10 protein-coding genes, 2 tRNA genes, 3 rRNA genes and 7 pseudogenes are annotated in these 22,047 nt (G+C 36.6%); 3 read left to right on the plus strand and 19 right to left on the minus strand.

All coding sequences use genetic code 11. The features are described 5' to 3' along the window. Positions 1 to 2: 2 nt before the first annotated feature. The 3 genes and pseudogenes from leuC (at position 3) to ilvA (ending at position 3,252) form a co-directional block, all read left to right on the plus strand. Positions 3 to 1,375: pseudogene (gene leuC, locus ABLV95_RS07715) on the plus strand (3-isopropylmalate dehydratase large subunit). Position 1,376: 1 nt separating this feature from the next. Continuing rightward, positions 1,377 to 1,953: pseudogene (gene leuD / locus ABLV95_RS07720) on the plus strand (3-isopropylmalate dehydratase small subunit). A gap of 30 nt (positions 1,954 to 1,983) precedes the next feature. Beyond that, positions 1,984 to 3,252, plus strand: coding sequence for a threonine ammonia-lyase IlvA (ilvA, locus tag ABLV95_RS07725; protein ID WP_427706875.1), 1,269 nt, complete (start codon positions 1,984 to 1,986; stop codon positions 3,250 to 3,252). Positions 3,253 to 3,690: 438 nt separating this feature from the next. Here the strand turns inward: ilvA and rrf are convergent. The 19 genes and pseudogenes from rrf to cshA all read right to left on the minus strand — a co-directional run bounded on the left by rrf (position 3,691) and on the right by cshA (position 21,636). Then, a 5S ribosomal RNA gene (rrf, locus tag ABLV95_RS07730) occupies positions 3,691 to 3,805 on the minus strand. Positions 3,806 to 3,886: 81 nt separating this feature from the next. Next, positions 3,887 to 6,812 (minus strand): 23S ribosomal RNA (locus ABLV95_RS07735). A gap of 289 nt (positions 6,813 to 7,101) precedes the next feature. Next, a 16S ribosomal RNA gene (locus ABLV95_RS07740) occupies positions 7,102 to 8,654 on the minus strand. Together the 16S, 23S and 5S rRNA genes with 2 tRNA genes alongside form the textbook arrangement of a ribosomal RNA operon. A gap of 141 nt (positions 8,655 to 8,795) precedes the next feature. Continuing rightward, a tRNA-Gly gene (locus tag ABLV95_RS07745) sits at positions 8,796 to 8,869 on the minus strand. 23 nt (positions 8,870 to 8,892) lie between these two features. Beyond that, a tRNA-Leu gene (locus ABLV95_RS07750) sits at positions 8,893 to 8,978 on the minus strand. Between the two features lie 356 nt (positions 8,979 to 9,334). After that, positions 9,335 to 9,791, minus strand: a pseudogene (locus ABLV95_RS07755) (SprT family protein). Then, complete coding sequence (locus tag ABLV95_RS07760) at positions 9,784 to 11,934, minus strand: Tex family protein (protein WP_427706871.1); 2,151 nt, start codon at positions 11,932 to 11,934, stop codon at positions 9,784 to 9,786. The pseudogene ABLV95_RS07755 and the gene ABLV95_RS07760 overlap by 8 nt, the downstream one beginning before the upstream one ends. 175 nt (positions 11,935 to 12,109) lie before the next feature. Then, a pseudogene (gene sigB / locus ABLV95_RS07765) lies at positions 12,110 to 12,881 on the minus strand (RNA polymerase sigma factor SigB). Beyond that, entirely contained in the window at positions 12,856 to 13,338 is a 483-nt protein-coding gene (rsbW, locus tag ABLV95_RS07770) for an anti-sigma B factor RsbW (RefSeq protein ID WP_046466108.1), read from the minus strand. Before rsbW ends, sigB begins: the two are co-directional and overlap by 26 nt. Before the next feature lies 1 nt (position 13,339). Next, a complete protein-coding gene (locus ABLV95_RS07775) occupies positions 13,340 to 13,666 on the minus strand; it encodes an anti-sigma factor antagonist (protein WP_002511417.1) in 327 nt (108 codons plus the stop codon). 79 nt (positions 13,667 to 13,745) lie between these two features. Then, a pseudogene (locus ABLV95_RS07780) lies at positions 13,746 to 14,749 on the minus strand (SpoIIE family protein phosphatase). Between the two features lie 358 nt (positions 14,750 to 15,107). Next, positions 15,108 to 15,470: a type II toxin-antitoxin system PemK/MazF family toxin gene (locus tag ABLV95_RS07785; protein ID WP_002511418.1), complete on the minus strand. Its 363-nt coding sequence runs from the start codon at positions 15,468 to 15,470 to the stop codon at positions 15,108 to 15,110. Further along, positions 15,467 to 15,638, minus strand: a pseudogene (gene mazE, locus ABLV95_RS07790) (type II toxin-antitoxin system antitoxin MazE). The gene ABLV95_RS07785 and the pseudogene mazE overlap by 4 nt, the downstream one beginning before the upstream one ends. Positions 15,639 to 15,725: 87 nt before the next feature. Then, positions 15,726 to 16,874, minus strand: a complete 1,149-nt coding sequence (gene alr, locus ABLV95_RS07795; protein WP_427706869.1) for an alanine racemase — start codon at positions 16,872 to 16,874, stop codon at positions 15,726 to 15,728. A 123-nt stretch (positions 16,875 to 16,997) separates the two neighbouring features. Then, positions 16,998 to 17,348, minus strand: coding sequence for a holo-ACP synthase (gene acpS / locus ABLV95_RS07800; RefSeq protein ID WP_069817700.1), 351 nt, complete (start codon positions 17,346 to 17,348; stop codon positions 16,998 to 17,000). A gap of 31 nt (positions 17,349 to 17,379) precedes the next feature. Beyond that, complete coding sequence (locus ABLV95_RS07805) at positions 17,380 to 17,919, minus strand: PH domain-containing protein (protein WP_069817699.1); 540 nt, start codon at positions 17,917 to 17,919, stop codon at positions 17,380 to 17,382. Continuing rightward, a complete protein-coding gene (locus ABLV95_RS07810; RefSeq protein WP_427706867.1) occupies positions 17,912 to 19,417 on the minus strand; it encodes a PH domain-containing protein in 1,506 nt (501 codons plus the stop codon). The genes ABLV95_RS07805 and ABLV95_RS07810 overlap by 8 nt, the downstream gene beginning before the upstream one ends. A 77-nt stretch (positions 19,418 to 19,494) precedes the next feature. Further along, positions 19,495 to 19,890: a PH domain-containing protein gene (locus ABLV95_RS07815; RefSeq protein ID WP_460875292.1), complete on the minus strand. Its 396-nt coding sequence runs from the start codon at positions 19,888 to 19,890 to the stop codon at positions 19,495 to 19,497. Between the two features lie 224 nt (positions 19,891 to 20,114). Continuing rightward, positions 20,115 to 21,636 (minus strand): annotated as a pseudogene (gene cshA / locus ABLV95_RS07820) (degradosome RNA helicase CshA). Between the last annotated feature and the right edge of the window lie 411 nt (positions 21,637 to 22,047).

The raw sequence follows: 22,047 nt of genomic DNA on the forward strand, positions 1-22,047 counted from the left end.
ATATGGGTAAAACACTATTTGATAAAGTTTGGAATAAACATGTCTTGACTGGTAAAGAAGGTGACCCACAGTTATTATATATAGATTTGCATCTTATACATGAAGTCACATCTCCTCAAGCATTTGAAGGTCTGAGACTCCAAAATAGACAACTGCGTAGACCAGACTTAACATATGCAACACTTGACCACAACGTGCCGACAGTAGATATTTTTAATATCAAAGATGAAATTGCAAATAAGCAAATTACTACATTGCAAAATAATGCTAAAGAATTCGGCGTCCATATATTTGATATGGGTTCTGATGAACAAGGTATTGTGCATATGGTAGGTCCTGAAACTGGTTTAACACAGCCAGGTAAAACAATTGTTTGTGGTGATTCTCATACTGCTACACATGGTGCTTTCGGAGCAATTGCTTTTGGTATTGGTACAAGTGAAGTTGAGCATGTATTTGCTACCCAATCCCTATGGCAAACTAAACCTAAAAATCTAAAAATTGATGTAACAGGCAAATTGCCGACTGGTGTGTATGCCAAAGATATTATCTTACATTTGATTAGTCAATATGGCGTTGATTTTGGTACAGGTTATGCCCTAGAATTTTCGGGAGAAGCGATACGTAGTTTGAGTATGGAAGCTAGAATGACAATTTGTAATATGGCAATCGAAGTCGGTGCTAAATACGGCATGATGGAGCCTGATGAAACGACATTTGAATATGTTAAAGGTCGTCCATACGCAACAAATTTTGATGCTTCCGTTGATGAATGGCGTGAACTCTACACAGATGACGATGCTGAATTCGATAGAGTCATTGAAATGGATGTCTCAGACTTAGAACCTCAAGTGACTTGGGGAACTAGTCCTGAAATGGGAGTAAGTTTTAGTACACCTTTCCCTGAAATAAAAAATGTTAATGACGAACGTGCATATAATTATATGGATTTAAAACCTGGTCAAAAAGCTGAGGATATCGATTTAGGTTATGTCTTCTTAGGTTCTTGTACAAATGCTCGTCTTTCAGATTTAGTTGAAGCGAGTCATATTGTTAAAGGAAATCAAGTCCACCCTAATATTACAGCAATCGTTGTTCCAGGATCTCGTACAGTTAAAAAAGAAGCAGAAAAAATAGGACTAGACAAAATCTTTAAAGAAGCAGGTTTTGATTGGAGAGAGCCCGGTTGTTCTATGTGCTTAGGTATGAATCCAGACCAAGTACCTAATGGTGTTCACTGTGCTTCGACAAGTAATCGTAACTTTGAAGGTCGCCAAGGTAAAGGTGCAAGAACACATCTTGTTTCCCCTGCTATGGCAGCAGACATGCAGCAATTAATGGTAAATTTGTAGATGTTAGAAAGGTGGTTGTATAATATGGAAATCAAACCAATCACTACGTATACAGGTAAAGTCGTACCATTATTTCATGACAATATCGATACCGATCAAATTATACCTAAAGTCCATTTAAAGCGTATTTCAAAATCAGGATTTGGACCATTTGCTTTCGATGAATGGCGTTATTTAGATGACGGTTCTGATAATCCAGATTTCAATCCAAATAAACCAGAATATAAAGATGCATCGATTTTAATTACCGGAGATAATTTCGGGTGTGGCTCAAGTCGTGAACACGCTGCTTGGGCAATTAAAGACTATGGTTTTGACATTATTATTGCTCGGCAGTTACAGTGATATATTCTATATGAACTGTACTAAAAATGCGATGTTACCAATTGTATTAGATGAAGAAGCGAGAAAACATTTAGCACAAGCAGAATCGATTACAGTAGATTTACCAAATCAAACTGTTACTTCTCCAGACAAAACATTTACTTTTGATATCGATGAAACATGGAAAAACAAACTCGTAAAAGGACTTGATGATGTTGCAGTAACATTGCAATATGAAGATGAAATCAAATCTTACGAAAGAGCAAAAACTTTTTAAAGATACTAAACTAACAAAGGTGTGAAACATATGACTGTAAAAACAACTGTTTCTTCAAAAGATATCGATGAAGCTTACTTACAAATAAAAGATACTGTTAAAGAGACGCCATTACAAAAGGATCATTATTTATCACTTAAATATGATTGTAATGTATATTTAAAAAGAGAAGACCTACAATGGGTCAGATCTTTTAAACTTAGAGGAGCTTACAATGCGATTGTATCCTTGAATAAAGAAGACAGAGAAATGGGCATCACATGTGCAAGTGCAGGTAACCATGCACAGGGTGTGGCTTACACTGCTAATAAATTACACTTAGATGCAGTTATATTTATGCCTGTCACTACCCCACTTCAAAAGATTAACCAAGTTAAATTCTTTGGTGGACAAAATGTCGAAGTTATTCTTACAGGTGATACATTTGATGATTGTTTAAAAGAAGCGCTCGTCTATACAGAAGACAACAACATGAATTTCATTGATCCTTTTAACAATATCTATACTATTGCGGGCCAAGGTACACTTGCTAAAGAAATCATTGATCAATCTAAAGAAGCAAATATACAATTTGATTATTTATTTGCCGCAATTGGAGGCGGAGGTTTAATTTCTGGTGTTGGTACGTATTTCAAGGAAAATTCACCTCAAACATCTATTGTTGGCGTAGAGCCTGCTGGAGCAAGCAGTATGTATACATCAGTTGTTTTAGAAAATCAAATCGTAACATTACCTGAGATTGATAAGTTTGTTGATGGCGCTTCAGTTGCAAGAGTTGGTCAAATAACTTATGACATCTCTAAAAAAGTTGTTGATGATTATGTTCAAGTACACGAAGGCGCTGTATGTTCAACTATTTTAGATATGTACTCTAAACAAGCTATTATAGCAGAACCTGCTGGTGCATTAAGTATTACCGCTTTAGATAATTATCAAGCAGAAATCAAAGGTAAAACAGTTGTTTGTGTTGTGAGTGGTGGTAACAATGACATTAACCGCATGAAAGAAATTGAAGAGCGTTCACTACTTTTCGAAGAAATGAAACACTACTTCATTTTAAACTTTCCCCAACGTCCCGGCGCTTTAAGAGAATTTGTAAATGATGTACTCGGACCTAAAGATGATATTACTAAATTCGAGTACCTAAAAAAATCATCTCAAAACACCGGTACAGTTATTATAGGCATTCAATTAAATAATCATAAAGATTTGAATAACTTGAAAAAGAATGTAAATGAGTTTGATGCTTCAAATATTTACATTAATCAAAATAAAATGCTTTATTCACTCCTTATTTAAAAGCTTAGCTATTGTGCTAAGCTTTTTTTAAAGAACTACTTCCCAATATAATTGGGATTAGTAGTTCTTACACATGAGCTTAAGCTTATGTGTTCATATCTTAAATCAGGTTTTCAGTTCTTCGAACTGGTAGTTAAGCTCTTTTTAAACATAAAAAAAGAGACCCTTTCGGGTCCCTAATTGCCTGGCAACGTCCTACTCTTGCGGAACGTAAGTCAGCTACCATCGGCGCTAAGGAGCTTTCCTGATATAAGCCAAGCGCTCGCATCTTTTCTCACTTGCGCTCTTTCCTTACTCACTTACCGCTTGTAAGCTCGTCGCGTCTTTCGCTGAGTTCGTCAGCTTCAAACGCTTTCTTAAATCAGGTTTTTAGTTCTTCGAACTAGTAGTTAAGCTCTTTTTAAACATAAAAAAAGAGACCCTTTCGGGTCCCTAATTGCCTGGCAACGTCCTACTCTTGCGGAACGTAAGTCCGACTACCATCGGCGCTAAGGAGCTTAACTACTGTGTTCGGCATGGGAACAGGTGTGACCTCCTTGCCATTGTCACCAGACAATGAACTGTATAAAAATTATACATTCAAAACTAGATAGTAAGTAAAATTTGATAATGCCAAACAAAACACTTTTTAAATTTGATTAAGTCTTCGATCGATTAGTATTCGTCAGCTCCACATATCGCTATGCTTCCACCTCGAACCTATTAACCTCATCATCTTTGAGGGATCTTATAACCGAAGTTGGGAAATCTCATCTTGAGGGGGGCTTCATGCTTAGATGCTTTCAGCACTTATCCCGTCCATACATAGCTACCCGGCGATGCCGTTGGCACGACAACTGGTACACCAGAGGTATGTCCATCCCGGTCCTCTCGTACTAAGGACAGCTCCTCTCAAATTTCCTGCGCCCACGACGGATAGGGACCGAACTGTCTCACGACGTTCTGAACCCAGCTCGCGTACCGCTTTAATGGGCGAACAGCCCAACCCTTGGGACCGACTACAGCCCCAGGATGCGATGAGCCGACATCGAGGTGCCAAACCTCCCCGTCGATGTGAACTCTTGGGGGAGATAAGCCTGTTATCCCCGGGGTAGCTTTTATCCGTTGAGCGATGGCCCTTCCATGCGGAACCACCGGATCACTAAGTCCGTCTTTCGACCCTCGCTCGACTTGTAAGTCTCGCAGTCAAGCTTCCTTATGCCTTTACACTCTATGAATGATTTCCAACCATTCTGAGGAAACCTTTGAGCGCCTCCGTTACTCTTTAGGAGGCGACCGCCCCAGTCAAACTGTCCATCTGACACTGTCTCCCACCATGATAAATGGTGCGGGTTAGAAATCCAACACAGCAAGGGTAGTATCCCACCAACGCCTCGACGTAAGCTGGCGCTCACGTTTCAAAGGCTCCTACCTATCCTGTACAAGTTGTACCGAATTTCAATATCAGACTACAGTAAAGCTCCACGGGGTCTTTCCGTCCTGTCGCGGGTAACCTGCATCTTCACAGGTACTATGATTTCACCGAGTCTCTCGTTGAGACAGTGCCCAAATCGTTACGCCTTTCGTGCGGGTCGGAACTTACCCGACAAGGAATTTCGCTACCTTAGGACCGTTATAGTTACGGCCGCCGTTTACTGGGGCTTCGATTCGTAGCTTCGCCGAAGCTAACCACTCCTCTTAACCTTCCGAGCACCGGGCAGGCGTCAGCCCCTATACATCACCTTACGGTTTAGCAGAGACCTGTGTTTTTGATAAACAGTCGCTTGGGCCTATTCACTGCGGCTCTCCTGGGCGTTAACCCTAAAGAGCACCCCTTCTCCCGAAGTTACGGGGTCATTTTGCCGAGTTCCTTAACGAGAGTTCGCTCGCTCACCTTAGAATTCTCATCTTGACTACCTGTGTCGGTTTGCGGTACGGGCACCAAAATTCTAGCTAGAGGCTTTTCTTGGCAGTGTGAAATCAACGACTCGAGGAAACAATTTCCTCTCCCCATCACAACTTGACCTTAAGAGTGCCGGATTTGCCTAACACTCAGTCTCATTGCTTGGACGTACAATCCAATAGTACGCTTCGCCTATCCTACTGCGTCCCCCCATCGCTTAAAACGAAATTTGGTGGTACAGGAATATCAACCTGTTATCCATCGCCTACGCCTATCGGCCTCAGCTTAGGACCCGACTAACCCAGAGCGGACGAGCCTTCCTCTGGAAACCTTAGTCAATCGGTGGACGGGATTCTCACCCGTCTTTCGCTACTCACACCGGCATTCTCACTTCTAAGCGCTCCACATGTCCTTGCGATCATGCTTCAACGCCCTTAGAACGCTCTCCTACCACTGTCCTTACGGACAATCCACAGCTTCGGTAATATGTTTAGCCCCGGTACATTTTCGGCGCAGTGTCACTCGACTAGTGAGCTATTACGCACTCTTTAAATGATGGCTGCTTCTAAGCCAACATACTAGTTGTCTGGGCAACGCCACATCCTTTTCCACTTAACATATATTTTGGGACCTTAGCTGGTGGTCTGGGCTGTTTCCCTTTCGAACACGGACCTTATCACCCGCGTTCTAACTCCTAAGATAAAATTGATTGGCATTCGGAGTTTGTCTGAATTCGGTAACCCGATAAGGGCCCCTCGTCCAAACAGTGCTCTACCTCCAATAATCATTACTTAAGGCTAGCCCTAAAGCTATTTCGGAGAGAACCAGCTATCTCCAGGTTCGATTGGAATTTCTCCGCTACCCACAACTCATCCGCTCACTTTTCAACGTAAGTCGGTTCGGCCCTCCATTCAGTGTTACCTGAACTTCAGCCTGGTCATGGGTAGATCACCTGGTTTCGGGTCTACGACCAAATACTCAACGCCCTATTCAGACTCGCTTTCGCTACGGCTCCACATTAGTCGCTTAACCTTGCATCAAATCGTAACTCGCCGGTTCATTCTACAAAAGGCACGCCATCACCCATTAACGGGCTCTGACTACTTGTAAGCACACGGTTTCAAGTTCTATTTCACTCCCCTTCCGGGGTACTTTTCACCTTTCCCTCACGGTACTGGTTCACTATCGGTCACTAGAGAGTATTTAGCCTTGGGAGATGGTCCTCCCGGATTCCGACGGAATTTCTCGTGTTCCGTCGTACTCAGGATCCACTCAAGAGTGAACAAACTTTCGACTACAGGATTATTACCTTCTTTGATTCATCTTTCCAGATGATTCGTCTAATTTGTTCTTTTGTAACTCCGTACAGAGTGTCCTACAACCCCAACAAGCAAGCTCGTTGGTTTGGGCTCTTCCCGTTTCGCTCGCCGCTACTCAGGGAATCGATTTTTCTTTCTCTTCCCGCGGGTACTAAGATGTTTCAGTTCCCCGCGTCTGCCTTCAGATATGCTATGTATTCACATATCGATAACACGACATAACTCGTGTTGGGTTTCCCCATTCGGAAATCTCTGGATCAAAGCTTACTTACAGCTCCCCAAAGCATATCGTCGTTAGTAACGTCCTTCGTAGGCTTCTAGTGCCAAGGCATCCACCGTGCGCCCTTAATAACTTAATCTTTTCGACCTTCAACACGAAAAAAATCGGTTGAAAATCTAAAATGTTATTAATCTGTGAGTGTTCTTTCGAACACTAGCGATTATTTCTATTTTTTTGAATTCAAGCTTTTTAAAACTCTAATTCACTCGGTTTTGCTTGGTAAAATCATAAATTTTACTTACATATCTAGTTTTCAATGTACAAAATAACGCAATGAATACTCGTAATGAGCATTCAAAACTGAATGCAATATGTCAATGTCATTCCTCTTCATCTTCTCAAGGAAGATGTTCCGAATATATCCTTAGAAAGGAGGTGATCCAGCCGCACCTTCCGATACGGCTACCTTGTTACGACTTCACCCCAATCATTTGTCCCACCTTCGACGGCTAGCTCCATAAATGGTTACTCCACCGGCTTCGGGTGTTACAAACTCTCGTGGTGTGACGGGCGGTGTGTACAAGACCCGGGAACGTATTCACCGTAGCATGCTGATCTACGATTACTAGCGATTCCAGCTTCATGTAGTCGAGTTGCAGACTACAATCCGAACTGAGAACAACTTTATGGGATTTGCATGACCTCGCGGTTTAGCTGCCCTTTGTATTGTCCATTGTAGCACGTGTGTAGCCCAAATCATAAGGGGCATGATGATTTGACGTCATCCCCACCTTCCTCCGGTTTGTCACCGGCAGTCAACCTAGAGTGCCCAACTAAATGCTGGCAACTAAGTTTAAGGGTTGCGCTCGTTGCGGGACTTAACCCAACATCTCACGACACGAGCTGACGACAACCATGCACCACCTGTCACTTTGTCCCCCGAAGGGGAAGGCTCTATCTCTAGAGTTTTCAAAGGATGTCAAGATTTGGTAAGGTTCTTCGCGTTGCTTCGAATTAAACCACATGCTCCACCGCTTGTGCGGGTCCCCGTCAATTCCTTTGAGTTTCAACCTTGCGGTCGTACTCCCCAGGCGGAGTGCTTAATGCGTTAGCCGCAGCACTAAGGGGCGGAAACCCCCTAACACTTAGCACTCATCGTTTACGGCGTGGACTACCAGGGTATCTAATCCTGTTTGATCCCCACGCTTTCGCACATCAGCGTCAGTTACAGACCAGAAAGTCGCCTTCGCCACTGGTGTTCCTCCATATCTCTGCGCATTTCACCGCTACACATGGAATTCCACTTTCCTCTTCTGTACTCAAGTTTCCCAGTTTCCAATGACCCTCCACGGTTGAGCCGTGGGCTTTCACATCAGACTTAAGAAACCGCCTACGCGCGCTTTACGCCCAATAATTCCGGATAACGCTTGCCACCTACGTATTACCGCGGCTGCTGGCACGTAGTTAGCCGTGGCTTTCTGATTAGGTACCGTCAAGATGTGCACAGTTACTTACACATTTGTTCTTCCCTAATAACAGAGTTTTACGATCCGAAAACCTTCATCACTCACGCGGCGTTGCTCCGTCAGACTTTCGTCCATTGCGGAAGATTCCCTACTGCTGCCTCCCGTAGGAGTCTGGACCGTGTCTCAGTTCCAGTGTGGCCGATCACCCTCTCAGGTCGGCTACGTATCGTTGCCTTGGTAAGCCGTTACCTTACCAACTAGCTAATACGGCGCGGGTCCATCTATAAGTGATAGCAAAACCATCTTTTACTTTAGAACCATGCGGTTCCAAATGTTATCCGGCATTAGCTCCGGTTTCCCGAAGTTATTCCAGTCTTATAGGTAGGTTACCCACGTGTTACTCACCCGTCCGCCGCTAACTTCAAAGGAGCAAGCTCCTTATCCGTTCGCTCGACTTGCATGTATTAGGCACGCCGCCGGCGTTCATCCTGAGCCAGGATCAAACTCTCCATAAATGAATTATGATGTTTGATTAGCTCATAAAATACTAATTTGTGTGTTATCTCTAACACGTTTGAACCAACAATTTAATGTTGCGTTCGGAATTAACGTTGACATATTGCAATTCAGTTTTCAATGTTCATTAATGTTTCTATTGGAGCGGGTGATGGGAATCGAACCCACAACATCAGCTTGGAAGGCTGAGGTTTTACCATTAAACTACACCCGCATATTAATAATATGTAATATTTTTGGTGCGGCCAAGAGGATTTGAACCTCCACGGGATTTCTCCCACTAGGCCCTCAACCTAGCGCGTCTGCCGTTCCGCCACGGCCGCTCGCAAAACGGTTTGTTTGTTAAGTTAACATTATATATTGTAATATACTTTTAATGTCTTGTCAACACGTTTTTAAAGTTAATTTAATAAAGTTAATACTTACTTAACTCAATTACCTATTAATTTCGCAACGTTTATTATCTTATAATATAATCGACTCATCGTCAACAGAAAAAACAAACAAAAATGAGTAAAATGATCTAGTTATAAGTTGGATTTAACTATTGATGTTAAAATACACATTAAAAATCACCTGAATAAGTCTTTTTCACTTAAATTCTACTTATATTTTACTTCAAAATAAAAAAACGAGCTAAAATCAATCGTTTTAGCTCGCCCTTTTATAATAACTCCTATTATTGCACTATATCATGTTCAATCAATTTACCTTTACAATGTCCACACATCATTTTTTTCGTGTTTACTTTTCTTATTCTCGGAAATTGGGCACCGCATGTATTACATTTATACATATACTTCGCACGATCTTCATATTTTTCTACAGCTGAACAAAATCTTGGAGCGCCTGTTAACTTACTCAACGCTTTAAAGTCCTTATCCTTATGCTTGGTATCCCTTTCCTAGTATATGTAAATGATAATGACACAATTCATGCTTAATAATATCTTCAACTGCTTTTTCACCAAATTTAGTGTACTGCTTATCATTAACTTCAATATTATGAGATTTTAATAAGTAGCGACCGCCAGTTGTTTTTAAGCGTTTATTAAAATAAGCTTTATGTTTAAATGAACGCTTAAAGTATGATTCAGATATCGTCTCTGTTAACCTTTGGAGCGTTTCATTATCCATGTGGATCAATCATAGTTAATGATACCTTACCTTTTTTATCATCGATATCAAGTATCCAAACATCTACAATATCTCCAACACTAACAATATCCATTGGATTCTTCACAAACTTCTTAGATAGTTTTGAAACATGTACAAGCCCATCTTGTTTGACTCCAATGTCTACAAAGGCACCAAAGTCTACAACGTTTCTAACTGTACCGCTTAGCTTCATATTTTTTGATAAATCTTCGATTGATAAAACGTCTGATTTTAGAATAGGTGTTTCAAATTCATCACGCGGATCTCTATTTGGGGCAATCAACGATTTTATAATATCTTCTAATGTTGGTTGACCTATATTCAATTTTTCAGCCATTTCCTCTATACTTAAGTGATTTAATGCTGATTTTAAATTTTCTGTGCCAAGATCTTCAGCTTTCATATTGATTTCATTTAATAATTGATACGTTGCTCTGTAGCTTTCAGGGTGAATTGAAGTATTATCTAATGGTTCACTACCATCGACAATTCTTAAAAAACCGATACTTTGTTCAAATGTTTTAGCACCTAAACGCTTAACTTTTGCAATATCTTTGTTATGTTTGATTGCTCCGTTTTCTTCACGATAGTTGATTATGTTTTGTGCAATCGTTGGTGATAAACCAGAAACATATTGGAGTAGTGAGCGTGAAGCTGTATTAACATCCACACCTACTTGGTTCACTGCTGTTTCAACCACAAATGTTAACGCCGCTTCAAGTGCTTTTTGATTAACATCATGCTGATATTGACCTACACCTATTGATTTAGGATCGATTTTAACAAGTTCACTCAATGGATCTTGCACTCTTCTACCAATTGAAACTGCACTACGTTCTTCAACTTGGAAATCCGGGAATTCTGTTCTAGCGACTTCTGATGCAGAATATACTGATGCGCCCGCTTCATTCACAATAATAAATTGCACCTTCAAATGATGTTCTTGGATCATAGATGCTACAAATTGTTCAGTTTCACGACTAGCTGTCCCATTGCCTATTGCGATAAGTTCTACGTCATAATCTTTAACAAATTTAACGAATATTTTTTCAGCATCTGCTTTTTTATTAATTGGAGGGTGCGGATACATCACGCCTTTTGCAACAAATGTACCGAACGGGTTAATAACTGCAAGTTTGCACCCTGTTCTAAATGCTGGATCCACCCCAAGTATTTGTTTACCTTTCATTGGTGGTTGTAACAATAAATTTCTTAAATTTTCACTAAAGACATCGATAGCATGGTTTTCAGCTTTTTCTGTTAAGTCCCCTCTTATTTCTCTTTCGATAGAAGGCATTATTAATCTTTTCAAACTATCTTTAATGGCATCTTCAATTATATAATTACCTTCATGATTTGTAGTTATTTCATTTTTGCGAATGAAGTTTTCAATGCCTTGTGTATCCATTTCTAATTTTACTGATAATACTTTTTCTTTTTCTCCACGGTTCACAGCTAAGACTCTATGATTAGCAATTTTTTTCACTGGTTCGCTGTAATCATAATACATAGAAAATGTTTCTTTTTCGTCTTCAGCATTCTTTTTCTTTTGTGTAATGATATTGCCATGTTGAAATGTATCTTTAAGAATTTTAGTTCTATATTTAGGCGCATCCGAAACTAATTCTGCAATAATATCTTGCGCACCTTTTACAGCGGCTTCAATAGTTTCTACTTCTTCGTTTAAAAATTGTTGCGCTTTATTTTCGATTGTTGTGTCTAAGTTAGATTGTTTCAGCCATTTTGCAAATGGTTCTAAGCCTTTTCTCTTAGCTTCCGTAGCTCTCGTTTTCTTTTTTTGTTTGAATGGTCTATATAAATCTTCAACACGTTGGAGTTTTGTTTGTTTTAAAATATCACTTTTTAAGTCTGCTGTTAATAAACCTTGTTCTTCTACATTATGTATAACTTCTTCTTTTCTTTTTTGAAGGTTAACCATATATTGATATTCATCATCTATTTGTTTAATTTCTACTTCATCTAATCCACCTGTTTGCTCTTTTCTATAGCGAGCTATAAAAGGTACCGTGTTTTTATCCTCTAGGAGTGATAACACTGAATTAATTTGTTTTGTTGTGAAATTGTATTTCTCTCTTATAGATTGTATTAGATTACTATCCATAGAATCCTCCGCTCATTTATTTCTCTTTTTATTTTACTTTCTTTAACATTTTAACATATTTAATAGTAACCACTGTTCAAAACGTCATGCTTTATTAAAGTGATAGCAACTCGTATATAAATTAAAATAAGACAGCTCCCTAATTTATAGGAACGCCGCCTTATATTTTATTCAATCATTGATTAGCGGCTTCTTGCAATTTCTTGATTGCTGTTCTTTGCAATCTTGAAACATGCATTTGGCTTAAACCAATTCTTTCTCCAGTTTCTTTTTGGCTTAAACCTTCAATAAATGTACATTGAATAATTTGTCTTTCTCTTTCATTTAATATTGGTAAAATTCTTTCCAATATCATACGTTTTTCAGTTAAATCATAATTGTCATCTTGCTGACCCATAATATCTAATAAAGTAACTGTAGAACCATCTTTGTCTGCTTCAATCGAATGGTCAACACTTAATGCGTTATAACTTTGACCCATTTCCATTGCTTCTAACACATCTTCTTCATTTACTTCAAGTCGATCCGCTATTTCTGCAATAGAAGGAGAACGTTCTAACTCATTTGTTAATTCATCAGTTACTTTTTTAATACGAGGTCCAATCTCTTTGATTCTTCTTGGTACATGGACGCTCCATGTTTTATCACGTAAATAACGCTTAATCTCACCAATGACCGTTGGTACTAAAAAGGCTTCAAACTTTCTATCAAAGGATAAGTCAAATCGGTTTATTGCACCAATCAAACCAACCATACCAACCTGAACGAGGTCTTCATGATGAGATTGACCTTTTGAATATTTATATGCCAATGATTCGATTAACTTTCTATAATGTCTTACGAGTTTATCTTGAGCATCTTTGTTTTCGTCATTTTGATGCTTGCGTTATCCATTGGTTAATTTGTTCAGGTGATACATCATTAACTGATTTCGACTCTTTCGCCATTATTTCGCACCTGCTCTTTTTTAATATACTTTATCATACTGATTGTTACGCCTGATTGTTTATCGACTGTAACTTCATCCATTAAAGATTCAATTAAAAACAGACCAAGACCGCCTTCTCTTAGGAAATCTATGTTTTCGTTTTCTTTATATGGCCCTAATTGTGCTTTTGTCTCTTCATAATCAAAACTTTCACCTTGATCTGAAATTACAATCTTGATTTTATCATCGAAAATTTCAAAGCATAGATTAATCATACCCACATCTTCTGGGTTGTCTTTATATGCATGTTTTACTGCATTCGTTACTGCTTCGCTCACTGCAATCTTCGCATCTTCTATGTCGTCATATGAAGCGCCCGCACGTGAAAAAACGCCTGACAGTGTTAAACGTATTAAACTCACGTATTCTGCAGATGCTGGTAAACGCATTTCTATATAATCTTGTTTAAGTTGCATGTTATTCGACCTCCGTTCCTTCATTAACATGCATCAAATCTTTTAATCCTGTTATATCAAATAGTCGACTTATTCGATCTGAAACACCTAATATATATAATTCTTTATCATGTTGGTTTAACGCTTTTAGTGTACCAACAAATACGCCTAATCCCGTTGAATCCATGTAACTCACGTTTTCTAAATTTACATGTAAATCATGAGTTCCTTCTTGTCTCATCGGCACTAAAACTTCTTCTAGTTCTGGAACAGTATAAACGTCTAGTTCTCCGCCAACTTTAACCTCGTAATGAGTATCATGTGTTACCGTTTCGATATTAAGATTCATAACATTACACTCCTAATTATAGTCTCATAATAACTTCCATACCCTTAAATCAAATAACTTAACCTTAACTATGATAAAACTAATTAACTCTTTTTATAATTAGAATCGTTAAATCATCTCTCTTGTCAGGGTTTTGTATTTTCAAAATCGCTTCATATAAAAGTTGAACGATATCTTGTGGATGCATGTGCTTATACTTGTGAATCATCGTTAAAAGATGGTTTTTATCTAAGAAATCGCCCGCTTCATTTCTAACTTCTGTGACTCCATCTGTAAATATAATAACTAGGTCATCTAAAAATACTGGGATTTCTTGTTGCTTATATCTCGTTTGCTCGCTGACACCTAACACTCTACCTCTAACGCTGATTTCTTCAAATTCTTCAGTTTCTGCTCTATATACATATCCTGGTTCGTGCCCGAGCAGAGCTACAATATAATAAATGATTTAACTCTTCATATAGTCCATAAAACATCGTTACAAACATATTCTGATTGACGTTTTTCTCTACTACTCGGTTGAGGCGCTTTAAGCCATCACTCGGAAGTTGAGAATGACCATAAGAGTCCATGCCAAATTTTATCATACTCATTGCAAGTGCAGACTGGTATACCTTTACCTATAACGTCTGCCACTGCGAAACTCATCGTGCCATCTTTATGGTCTATTAAGTTAAAATAGTCACCACTTACTTTTTGCGCTGCTACTGATATAACACCGATTTGTATGCTATCAAATTGAGGAATATCCGTTTTAAGCATTGTTTGTCGCAAACGAGAGGCTAAATCAATCTCTTTATCGTGATATTGTAGACGATTTACTAATTGTTGATAATCTCTATAACTATACCCAAACCCTCTGACTACTTCTTTAAGCACATTAAAAGTTTCTAAAATTTGAGTTTCATTTAAATTTAGCACTCTGACATAATCTCTATGAACTTCAACTATATCTTCTGGTAATAAATCTCTTTTTATCACTTCATCTGTAAAGCTTTCACACTTTTTCATAAAATCAGTAGCATCTATAGTGTGCAAACTTTCGTCAATTAGCGCTTTATATTGATTTTTGAATTCTTCCATATAGTAATTCCTCCTAAAAATACAAATATAAACCGCATACATCGGTTATAACATGTTTAAATGTACTATGTATGTAAGTAAAAATATCTTTTATAATGAACGCGCTTATTCAAATTTTTTACGTGTTTGTATGTGTTACTTGCTATAAATGATAAACTCGCTCCAAATACCTAAAAAAGCTTTAGGATAACCTAAAGCTTTTCAACTTAAAACATCCCACTCAAAGGTATTAAACCACAAAACTAAAATCCTTAATTTTCCAATAACAATAATATTGCTAATTAAGTGGTAATTACATGTTATAGGGAATCGATATATAATTCACTATTTTATTAACTGTTTTTTAAACCTTTGAAAATCAGGATTTACTATTTCTAACATTATGTAATCCTAAGCTTATATCAATAGCAACATTAACTTCTTTCATTTTACTTTCAGAAAGGTATGTTAATTTTTCTTTCAGCCTATTTTTATCTAAAGTTCTAATCTGCTCAAGCAGTATTACAGAATCTTTATCAAGCTTATACTTACTTTTTTCTATTTCTACATGTGTAGGTATTTTAGCTTTATTAATCCTACCAGTAATTGCGGCTACAATTACGGTAGGACTATATTTATTTCCAGTATCATTCTGTATGATAACGACAGGTCTTATTCCCCCTTGTTCAGACCCTTGAACTGGTGATAAATCAGCTAAATAAACGTCTCCTCTTCTCATCATTCATTGTTATTCTTAGAGCTGAGGTAAACTTCATTGCAATCACAAGCTTCACATTCAAATGGAAATGCTTCTGCTCGCAAGGGAGAGATTTAAATCGGCCATTTGAGAATAGCCTTCTTTTAATAGTTGTTCAATACTATGGTTTCTGCTTTGATTAAAACTTGCCATGAATAAAGACCTCCATGTTACTAAAATAGAATATATTGAGATTCGTTGTTAGACTCATAATAACAAATTTTACATTAAGTGACTATACTATTTTAGTAATTCATTGCGAATTTCTAGGTCTTGCGTCCCATGATAAATTCGAGGAAGCCTTCTATTTAGTCTACACAATACTTCATAATTAATAGTCTGTTGCTGTCGCCCCATAGCTTCTGCTGATTGTGGACTGTCACTATGGTGATCCATTAAAATGACTTTATCACCTGCATTAACTTCTTCAGGAATTTTAATTATTGTTTGATCCATACATACTTTTCCAATTACTTCGCATTGGTGTCCATTCACGTTTACACTAAATCCTGTCATCATTCTCGGATAACCATCTGCATAACCTACTGGGATAATTCCGATTTTTGTAGGTTCTTTCGCTGTATATATACTTCCATAGCTCACAGATTCTCCAGTTTGTAATACTTTAGTTTGCACGACTTCACTAATCCATTGTGCACTTGGTTTTAAGTGTACCTTCACATTTGATTTAACGTACTCTGAAGGATAATAACCATATAATGATATGCCTATTCTGACTGTATTACAAAACTGACTGTCTTTCATCAATGCACCTGCAGAATTTTGAGAATGTATGTAATTAGGCTTTTCTACCTGTTCAACAATTTCTTCAAAATATGCTTGTTGTTTATTCATCGAATCACCCGGCTCATCAGCACATGCAAAATGTGTAAACACGCCCTCAAAAACTAAATGCTCATGTGATTGAATTAATTCAATGACTTCTTTGTACTCATCTACATTTTTTATTCCTAACCTGCCCATGCCAGTATCTAATTTAGCATGAAGCCATAAATCTTTTTTATTATCAGTTGGAATTTCTTCAATAGCTTCAGCGAGCCATGCTTTAGATGGCACCGTAATTGCTACACGATGTTGAATTGCTTTGTTTATGTTATATGTTGGAATAACTCCAAGTACAAGTATTTTTGCATTGATTCCATGCATACGAAGTTCAATTGCTTCATCCAGTGTTGCAACTGCGAAAAACTCAGCTCCATTTTCCATTAATTGACGTGCTATTTTAATGCTACCAAGACCATAACCATTCGCCTTAACTACCGGCATAACTGTTTTATTTGGGTGTAATGTTTGAAATACTTGAAAATTTGAAACAATAGCATTTAAATCTACATTCAAGTACGTCGATCTATAATACTTATCAGACATTAAGTATGTACCTCCTATTTCAATAAATAGCTTTCGCTAGTTTTCTACAATAAATCAATTTTATAACAATGATGATAGGATAACCAAATTAAACATACTGGAATATAGAAAAAATTCAATAAATTAAACTTCTAAAATAACTTGGCTCATAGCATAATGTTCCGTATGTGTAATACTTACATGCACTTTAAAGCCTTCATAGGTAATACAAGGCTTACCATTTTCATCGTTAAAACAGTCAATATCATTAAATGCTACTGTTTTACCTAGACCCGTACCTAGTGCTTTACTAAAAGCCTCTTTACAAGCAAATCTACCCGCAAGAAATTCCATTTTACGTTGTTCATTTTTGAAACAATTAAACTTTTGTAGTTCATTGATAGTTAATATACGTTCTAGCAATTTATCTTGTCTGCTATAAAGTTTTTTTATTCTTGTTATCTCTATTAAATCTACACCTATACCGTGTATCATAAGTCTCCCCCAATCATATAAAGCCTGTAATTTATTTTAAATCACTATTATCTTTAGAATACTCAATATCTGAAGCTTCATTTTCTGTTACTTCAATTGTTTTATTAACATTCTTTATTTTGTACTTTAATGTAGCCGCTATATCTTTGTCGATAAGTTTAATCTCAGTATTTCCACCTGCTGTCGACAACGTTAAACTTGCTAATTTATATTTGCGCATTAAAATACCTTCGTGTGTATCGACATTTTGAATTCTGAATAACGGAATTTTGATTACTGAAACAAACCACAAACCATTTCTTACAATGATTTCATTTTCATCTAGTTTGTATCTAAAGATTTGATATTGGTACATTGGAATTAAAATAGCACCCAGCAGCAATTGAATTACGATAATAATCACACCAATAATTAAGACCCATATCATCGTATTGGAATTAAGCCATTCCAACCACATTGTATTAACAATATATATCGCTGCTAAAATTAATACAAATATCGTCGTCATGATATATGCCGAGAGGCGCATGACTGTTTTTCCAGATCTATCCATATAATTATATTCATTCATGATGCTCACCTCTCAAATACCAATTTTGAAGTGTTTCAACTTCTTTGTAATTATTAAATTTCAAACCCACAGCTTCATTTCCCGCAGCTTTTGCAATGATAAAATTAAAATGACCTAAATCACTATTAATTAAAAATGGATTTCGTTTAATTTCCATACCTAGTATTTTTCCATGCTTGAAATACGTGTTTTTGAATCCAAATGTAGTTACATTACGTACTACAAGTTCATCATTTCGTACTTTTAATCCAGATGATTTAATAACTATAAGGCTATGGATAATTAGCAGTAAAATAATAACTGCCGCGATAACAAATGACCATGGTGACCAGAAATGATTAACGATAGTTGCAATCACTAGCAATATGACTGTTTCTTGCCAAAAATACCTATGGAAACCTCTCCAAGGCATGCCCTGTTCCGCATTTTCAAACGCCATACTAGGAATAAGTGATTTAATGATTTCGAATGCTTTTTTACGTTTAATAAAAGGTAAGATCATAACATTTCCATCTAATGAAATATCGTCTTTATCATTACCATTCATATCGCTCGTAATCACAAAATGTATAGACGTAAAACCGAATAGTTTTCTTAAGAAAGATTGTTTTTCGACTACAGCTTGGACTCTATCAGTTGGCACTGTGATGCTTTTAACATTAAATAAACCATATCGGATATTTAATTGATTATCATTTTGTGTCACAGTGTAATTATAGTTTTTTATAATTACAATCAATGTACCCAATATATAACTTGCGACAACAATAGTCGCAACCATTATTAACACAATCACAAAAATTGCTTGAGAAATCCGCGCAAATTCACCAGTGATCCATTCCCATGGTATTACTTCTGAAAAGGCACCAATTATCGGTGAAATTGCCGCAAACGCCACGCCTATCGCCCCACTCGTTAATGCCATAAACAATAATTCTTTAAAATTAAGTTTATATAAGCGCACAGGTTGCGATTGTTGCTTCGAAATATCTTCATTGTCCTCTTGTTCAGGAATTCTAGTTAAATCCAGTTCTTCATTTTGACTAGTTAATTCTTGCTGTTTTGCTTTAATTGTAAGTTGTATTAATTCACTTTGTTTTTTAGAAACAGTGTCCAAATCAATACCATCACTCGGTGTTTTGATTTGTAATTTCACGCCACCTACGATTTGATTTATAATGCCTTGTGATGTATCTAATGTTTGTATACGACGTATGTTAAGTTCTTTTCTTTCTTTAGTAAAGATACCAGTTGCTAAAATAAAATGATCATTTTCAATCCAATATGTCGTGTTATAAACTTTTAATACTTGTGCTACAAATGAAAATAAAAAGAAGGCAAAAACGATAGCCGGGAATATGTATGAAGTTATATTTGTAAAATCAAAATCCTGAATATTAAAGACTAAAAAAATAATAATCAAAAAGATATTTTGCTTTATAGCTTCAATAACACCCGTTAAATAAGAAATAGGATGTAATTTTTGAGGATTATACATCAAAATCAGCTCCTCTCAAGTAGTTGAGAGTTAGTAATTCAAATGATTTCGCATCATCTGTATACATCAGCGGAAAACTAACCCTGTGACCAAGCAGTAATTAATGTAGTTTTAGAAAGTCTCATTTTTTTTAAAATTGGGTTGTTCTGTCTTTCAATAAGCTGTGTGCGTTCTAATTTCACTATCTTTTTAGATTTAAAGAAGAAATCGTATTTTACTTCTATATAATTTTCTTTAATTCTATAAAATGTATATTTAAACTTAATCCAGGGTCTGATCAATAAACGCACAAAGTTAAACGCTATAAAAGCAACGATTAAATATATAATGAAATGCCACCAATTAAAGTGACTCCATAAAAATATTAAAATAACCGAAACGATCAAACTAACAATAAATTCCAGTCCTTCGATTATGTAGTAATACTTCATAGCTTGTTTAGGACTTCTGTTAAATAGTTGGTCGTTAGTCATATACACACTCCTTAATTAAGATTTCAATTTATTATAACATAGCTTTTATAGTCATTTCATTATCCATTTAAAACGTATAAATAACTATTCTTGTTTTAAATATATTGCGCTTAATATTTATTGTTCATCATAGCTTTTATGACGCTTTTCTTAAAAAATGCAAAAAAATCATCCCACGTAAGTGGAATGATTAAACCTAAATTTCATATATGATAAATTATTTTTTATTTTTGGTGGTCGGCGAACGTGCGACCTTTCATTGATTTCTTGTTGTTATTGTTTCTGTCAGAAGATTTTTCGTTCTTCTTATTATTGTTGAATCCGCCTTTTGAACGACGATTTTTATTATCAAATTTGTTGCCACGTTTATTGTTGCCTTGACCGCCACGTTTTGGTCCGCGACCTTGACGACCGCCTTTACCACGAGATAATGGTTTTTCAAATGTTAATTGAACATCAACTTCGTCATTTGATTCAACCAATTCTTGTAATAATGAAGCAACTAAATCAACATCACTATATTCTTCAATTAATTCTGAAGCAATACGTTGTAATCTTGGTTCATTTTCTCTAGACATCCACTTTTCAACTTTACCTTTAATATCGTTTTCACGTGCTTTAAGCACTTCTTTACGATGAGGTGGTCTCATTGCAGTCATTTGTCTCTTATTTGCTTGTTCAATTTGACGGATATAATCCATTTCAATTGGGTTCACAAATGTGATTGCTACACCTTTTTTACCAAGCACGACCAGTACGGCCGATTCTGTGTGTATAGCTTTCAGTATCTTGAGGAATATCAAAGTTATAAACATGGCTTACGTTTGAAATATCTAGTCCTCGTGCTGCAACATCTGTCGCAACTAAGATATCTAATTGATCATTTTTGAATTTCTTCAATACTTCCAAACGTTTCGCTTGAGTAATGTCACCATGTAAACCTTCAGCTTTGTAACCTTTAGAGATTAACGCGCTTGTTAATTCATCTACACGACGTTTTGTACGGCCGAATACAATAGCTAATTCTGGTTGGTGTACATCTAATAGATTCGTAAATGTATCGAATTTTTCTAATTCTTTTACGATTGTATAGTATTCTTCGATTTGTGGATTAGACATTTCATTATTCATTGTTTTAACAATTACTGGTGTTTTCATGAATTGTTGAACTAATGTTTGAATAGCTTTTGGCATTGTAGCTGAAAATAGCATTGTTTGACGTTGTGAAGCTGGAATTTTATCCATGATAAATTTCATATCATCGATGAAGCCCATGTTCATCATTTCATCCGCTTCATCTAATATAAGCGTATGGATGTCATTAGTTTTTAATGTACGACGGTTAAGGTGATCAATCACTCGACCTGGCGTACCTACAACGATTTGCGGTCCTTTTTTAAGCGATTTGATTTGACGGTCGATCGGCATACCACCAAATACAGTAACAACTTGTACGTTTAGACCTTTAGCAAATTCTCTGATTGATTCAGCTACTTGCATAGCTAATTCTCTTGTTGGTGCAAGGATTAATGATTGTACGCCTTCTTGGCCTGTCACTTTTTCAACTAGTGGAATACCAAACGCGCCAGTTTTACCTGTACCTGTTTGCGCTTGACCAAGAACGTCTTTGCCTTCTAAGGCAAGAGGGATACTCTCTTTTTGTATAGGAGTGGCGTCATCGAACCCCATTGATGCTAGGGTTTCTGCCATCTTATCTGAGAGCCCTAATTCTTTAAATTTTTGCAATATAATTCTCCTTTATTTATCTGTATTTATATACATATATGTTCACTTAAGTTTATTCAACTTCTTAATAGTACCACCTCAAGTATATAATCGCAATAAACCAAATTTGATTAAATGCAATAACTTTACTAGTTTTAAAATCTTTTAAAACAGCAAAAATACCGAAATATATAGGTTGTAAGCGTTTAACTTTCTTTCATAAACTTACTTTATACTCTCTTAAAAAAATTTATTAATTTATTTATTCTGTTAATTGTCAGAATATTTTACTTGTAAGATATGGCTTATTCACCCCTTATTTAACTTAAATTTTAAATCTTCTTTAACTGAACAATGCATTGGTATCGTTGTTAAGCTTAACTCTAAGTTCTTTTTGAAACATCGTTTTTTCAACAAGAGTATATGAGTTAC

This window comes from Staphylococcus sp. Mo2-1, assembly GCF_046721385.1.
GTDB lineage: Bacteria > Bacillota > Bacilli > Staphylococcales > Staphylococcaceae > Staphylococcus > Staphylococcus equorum_A.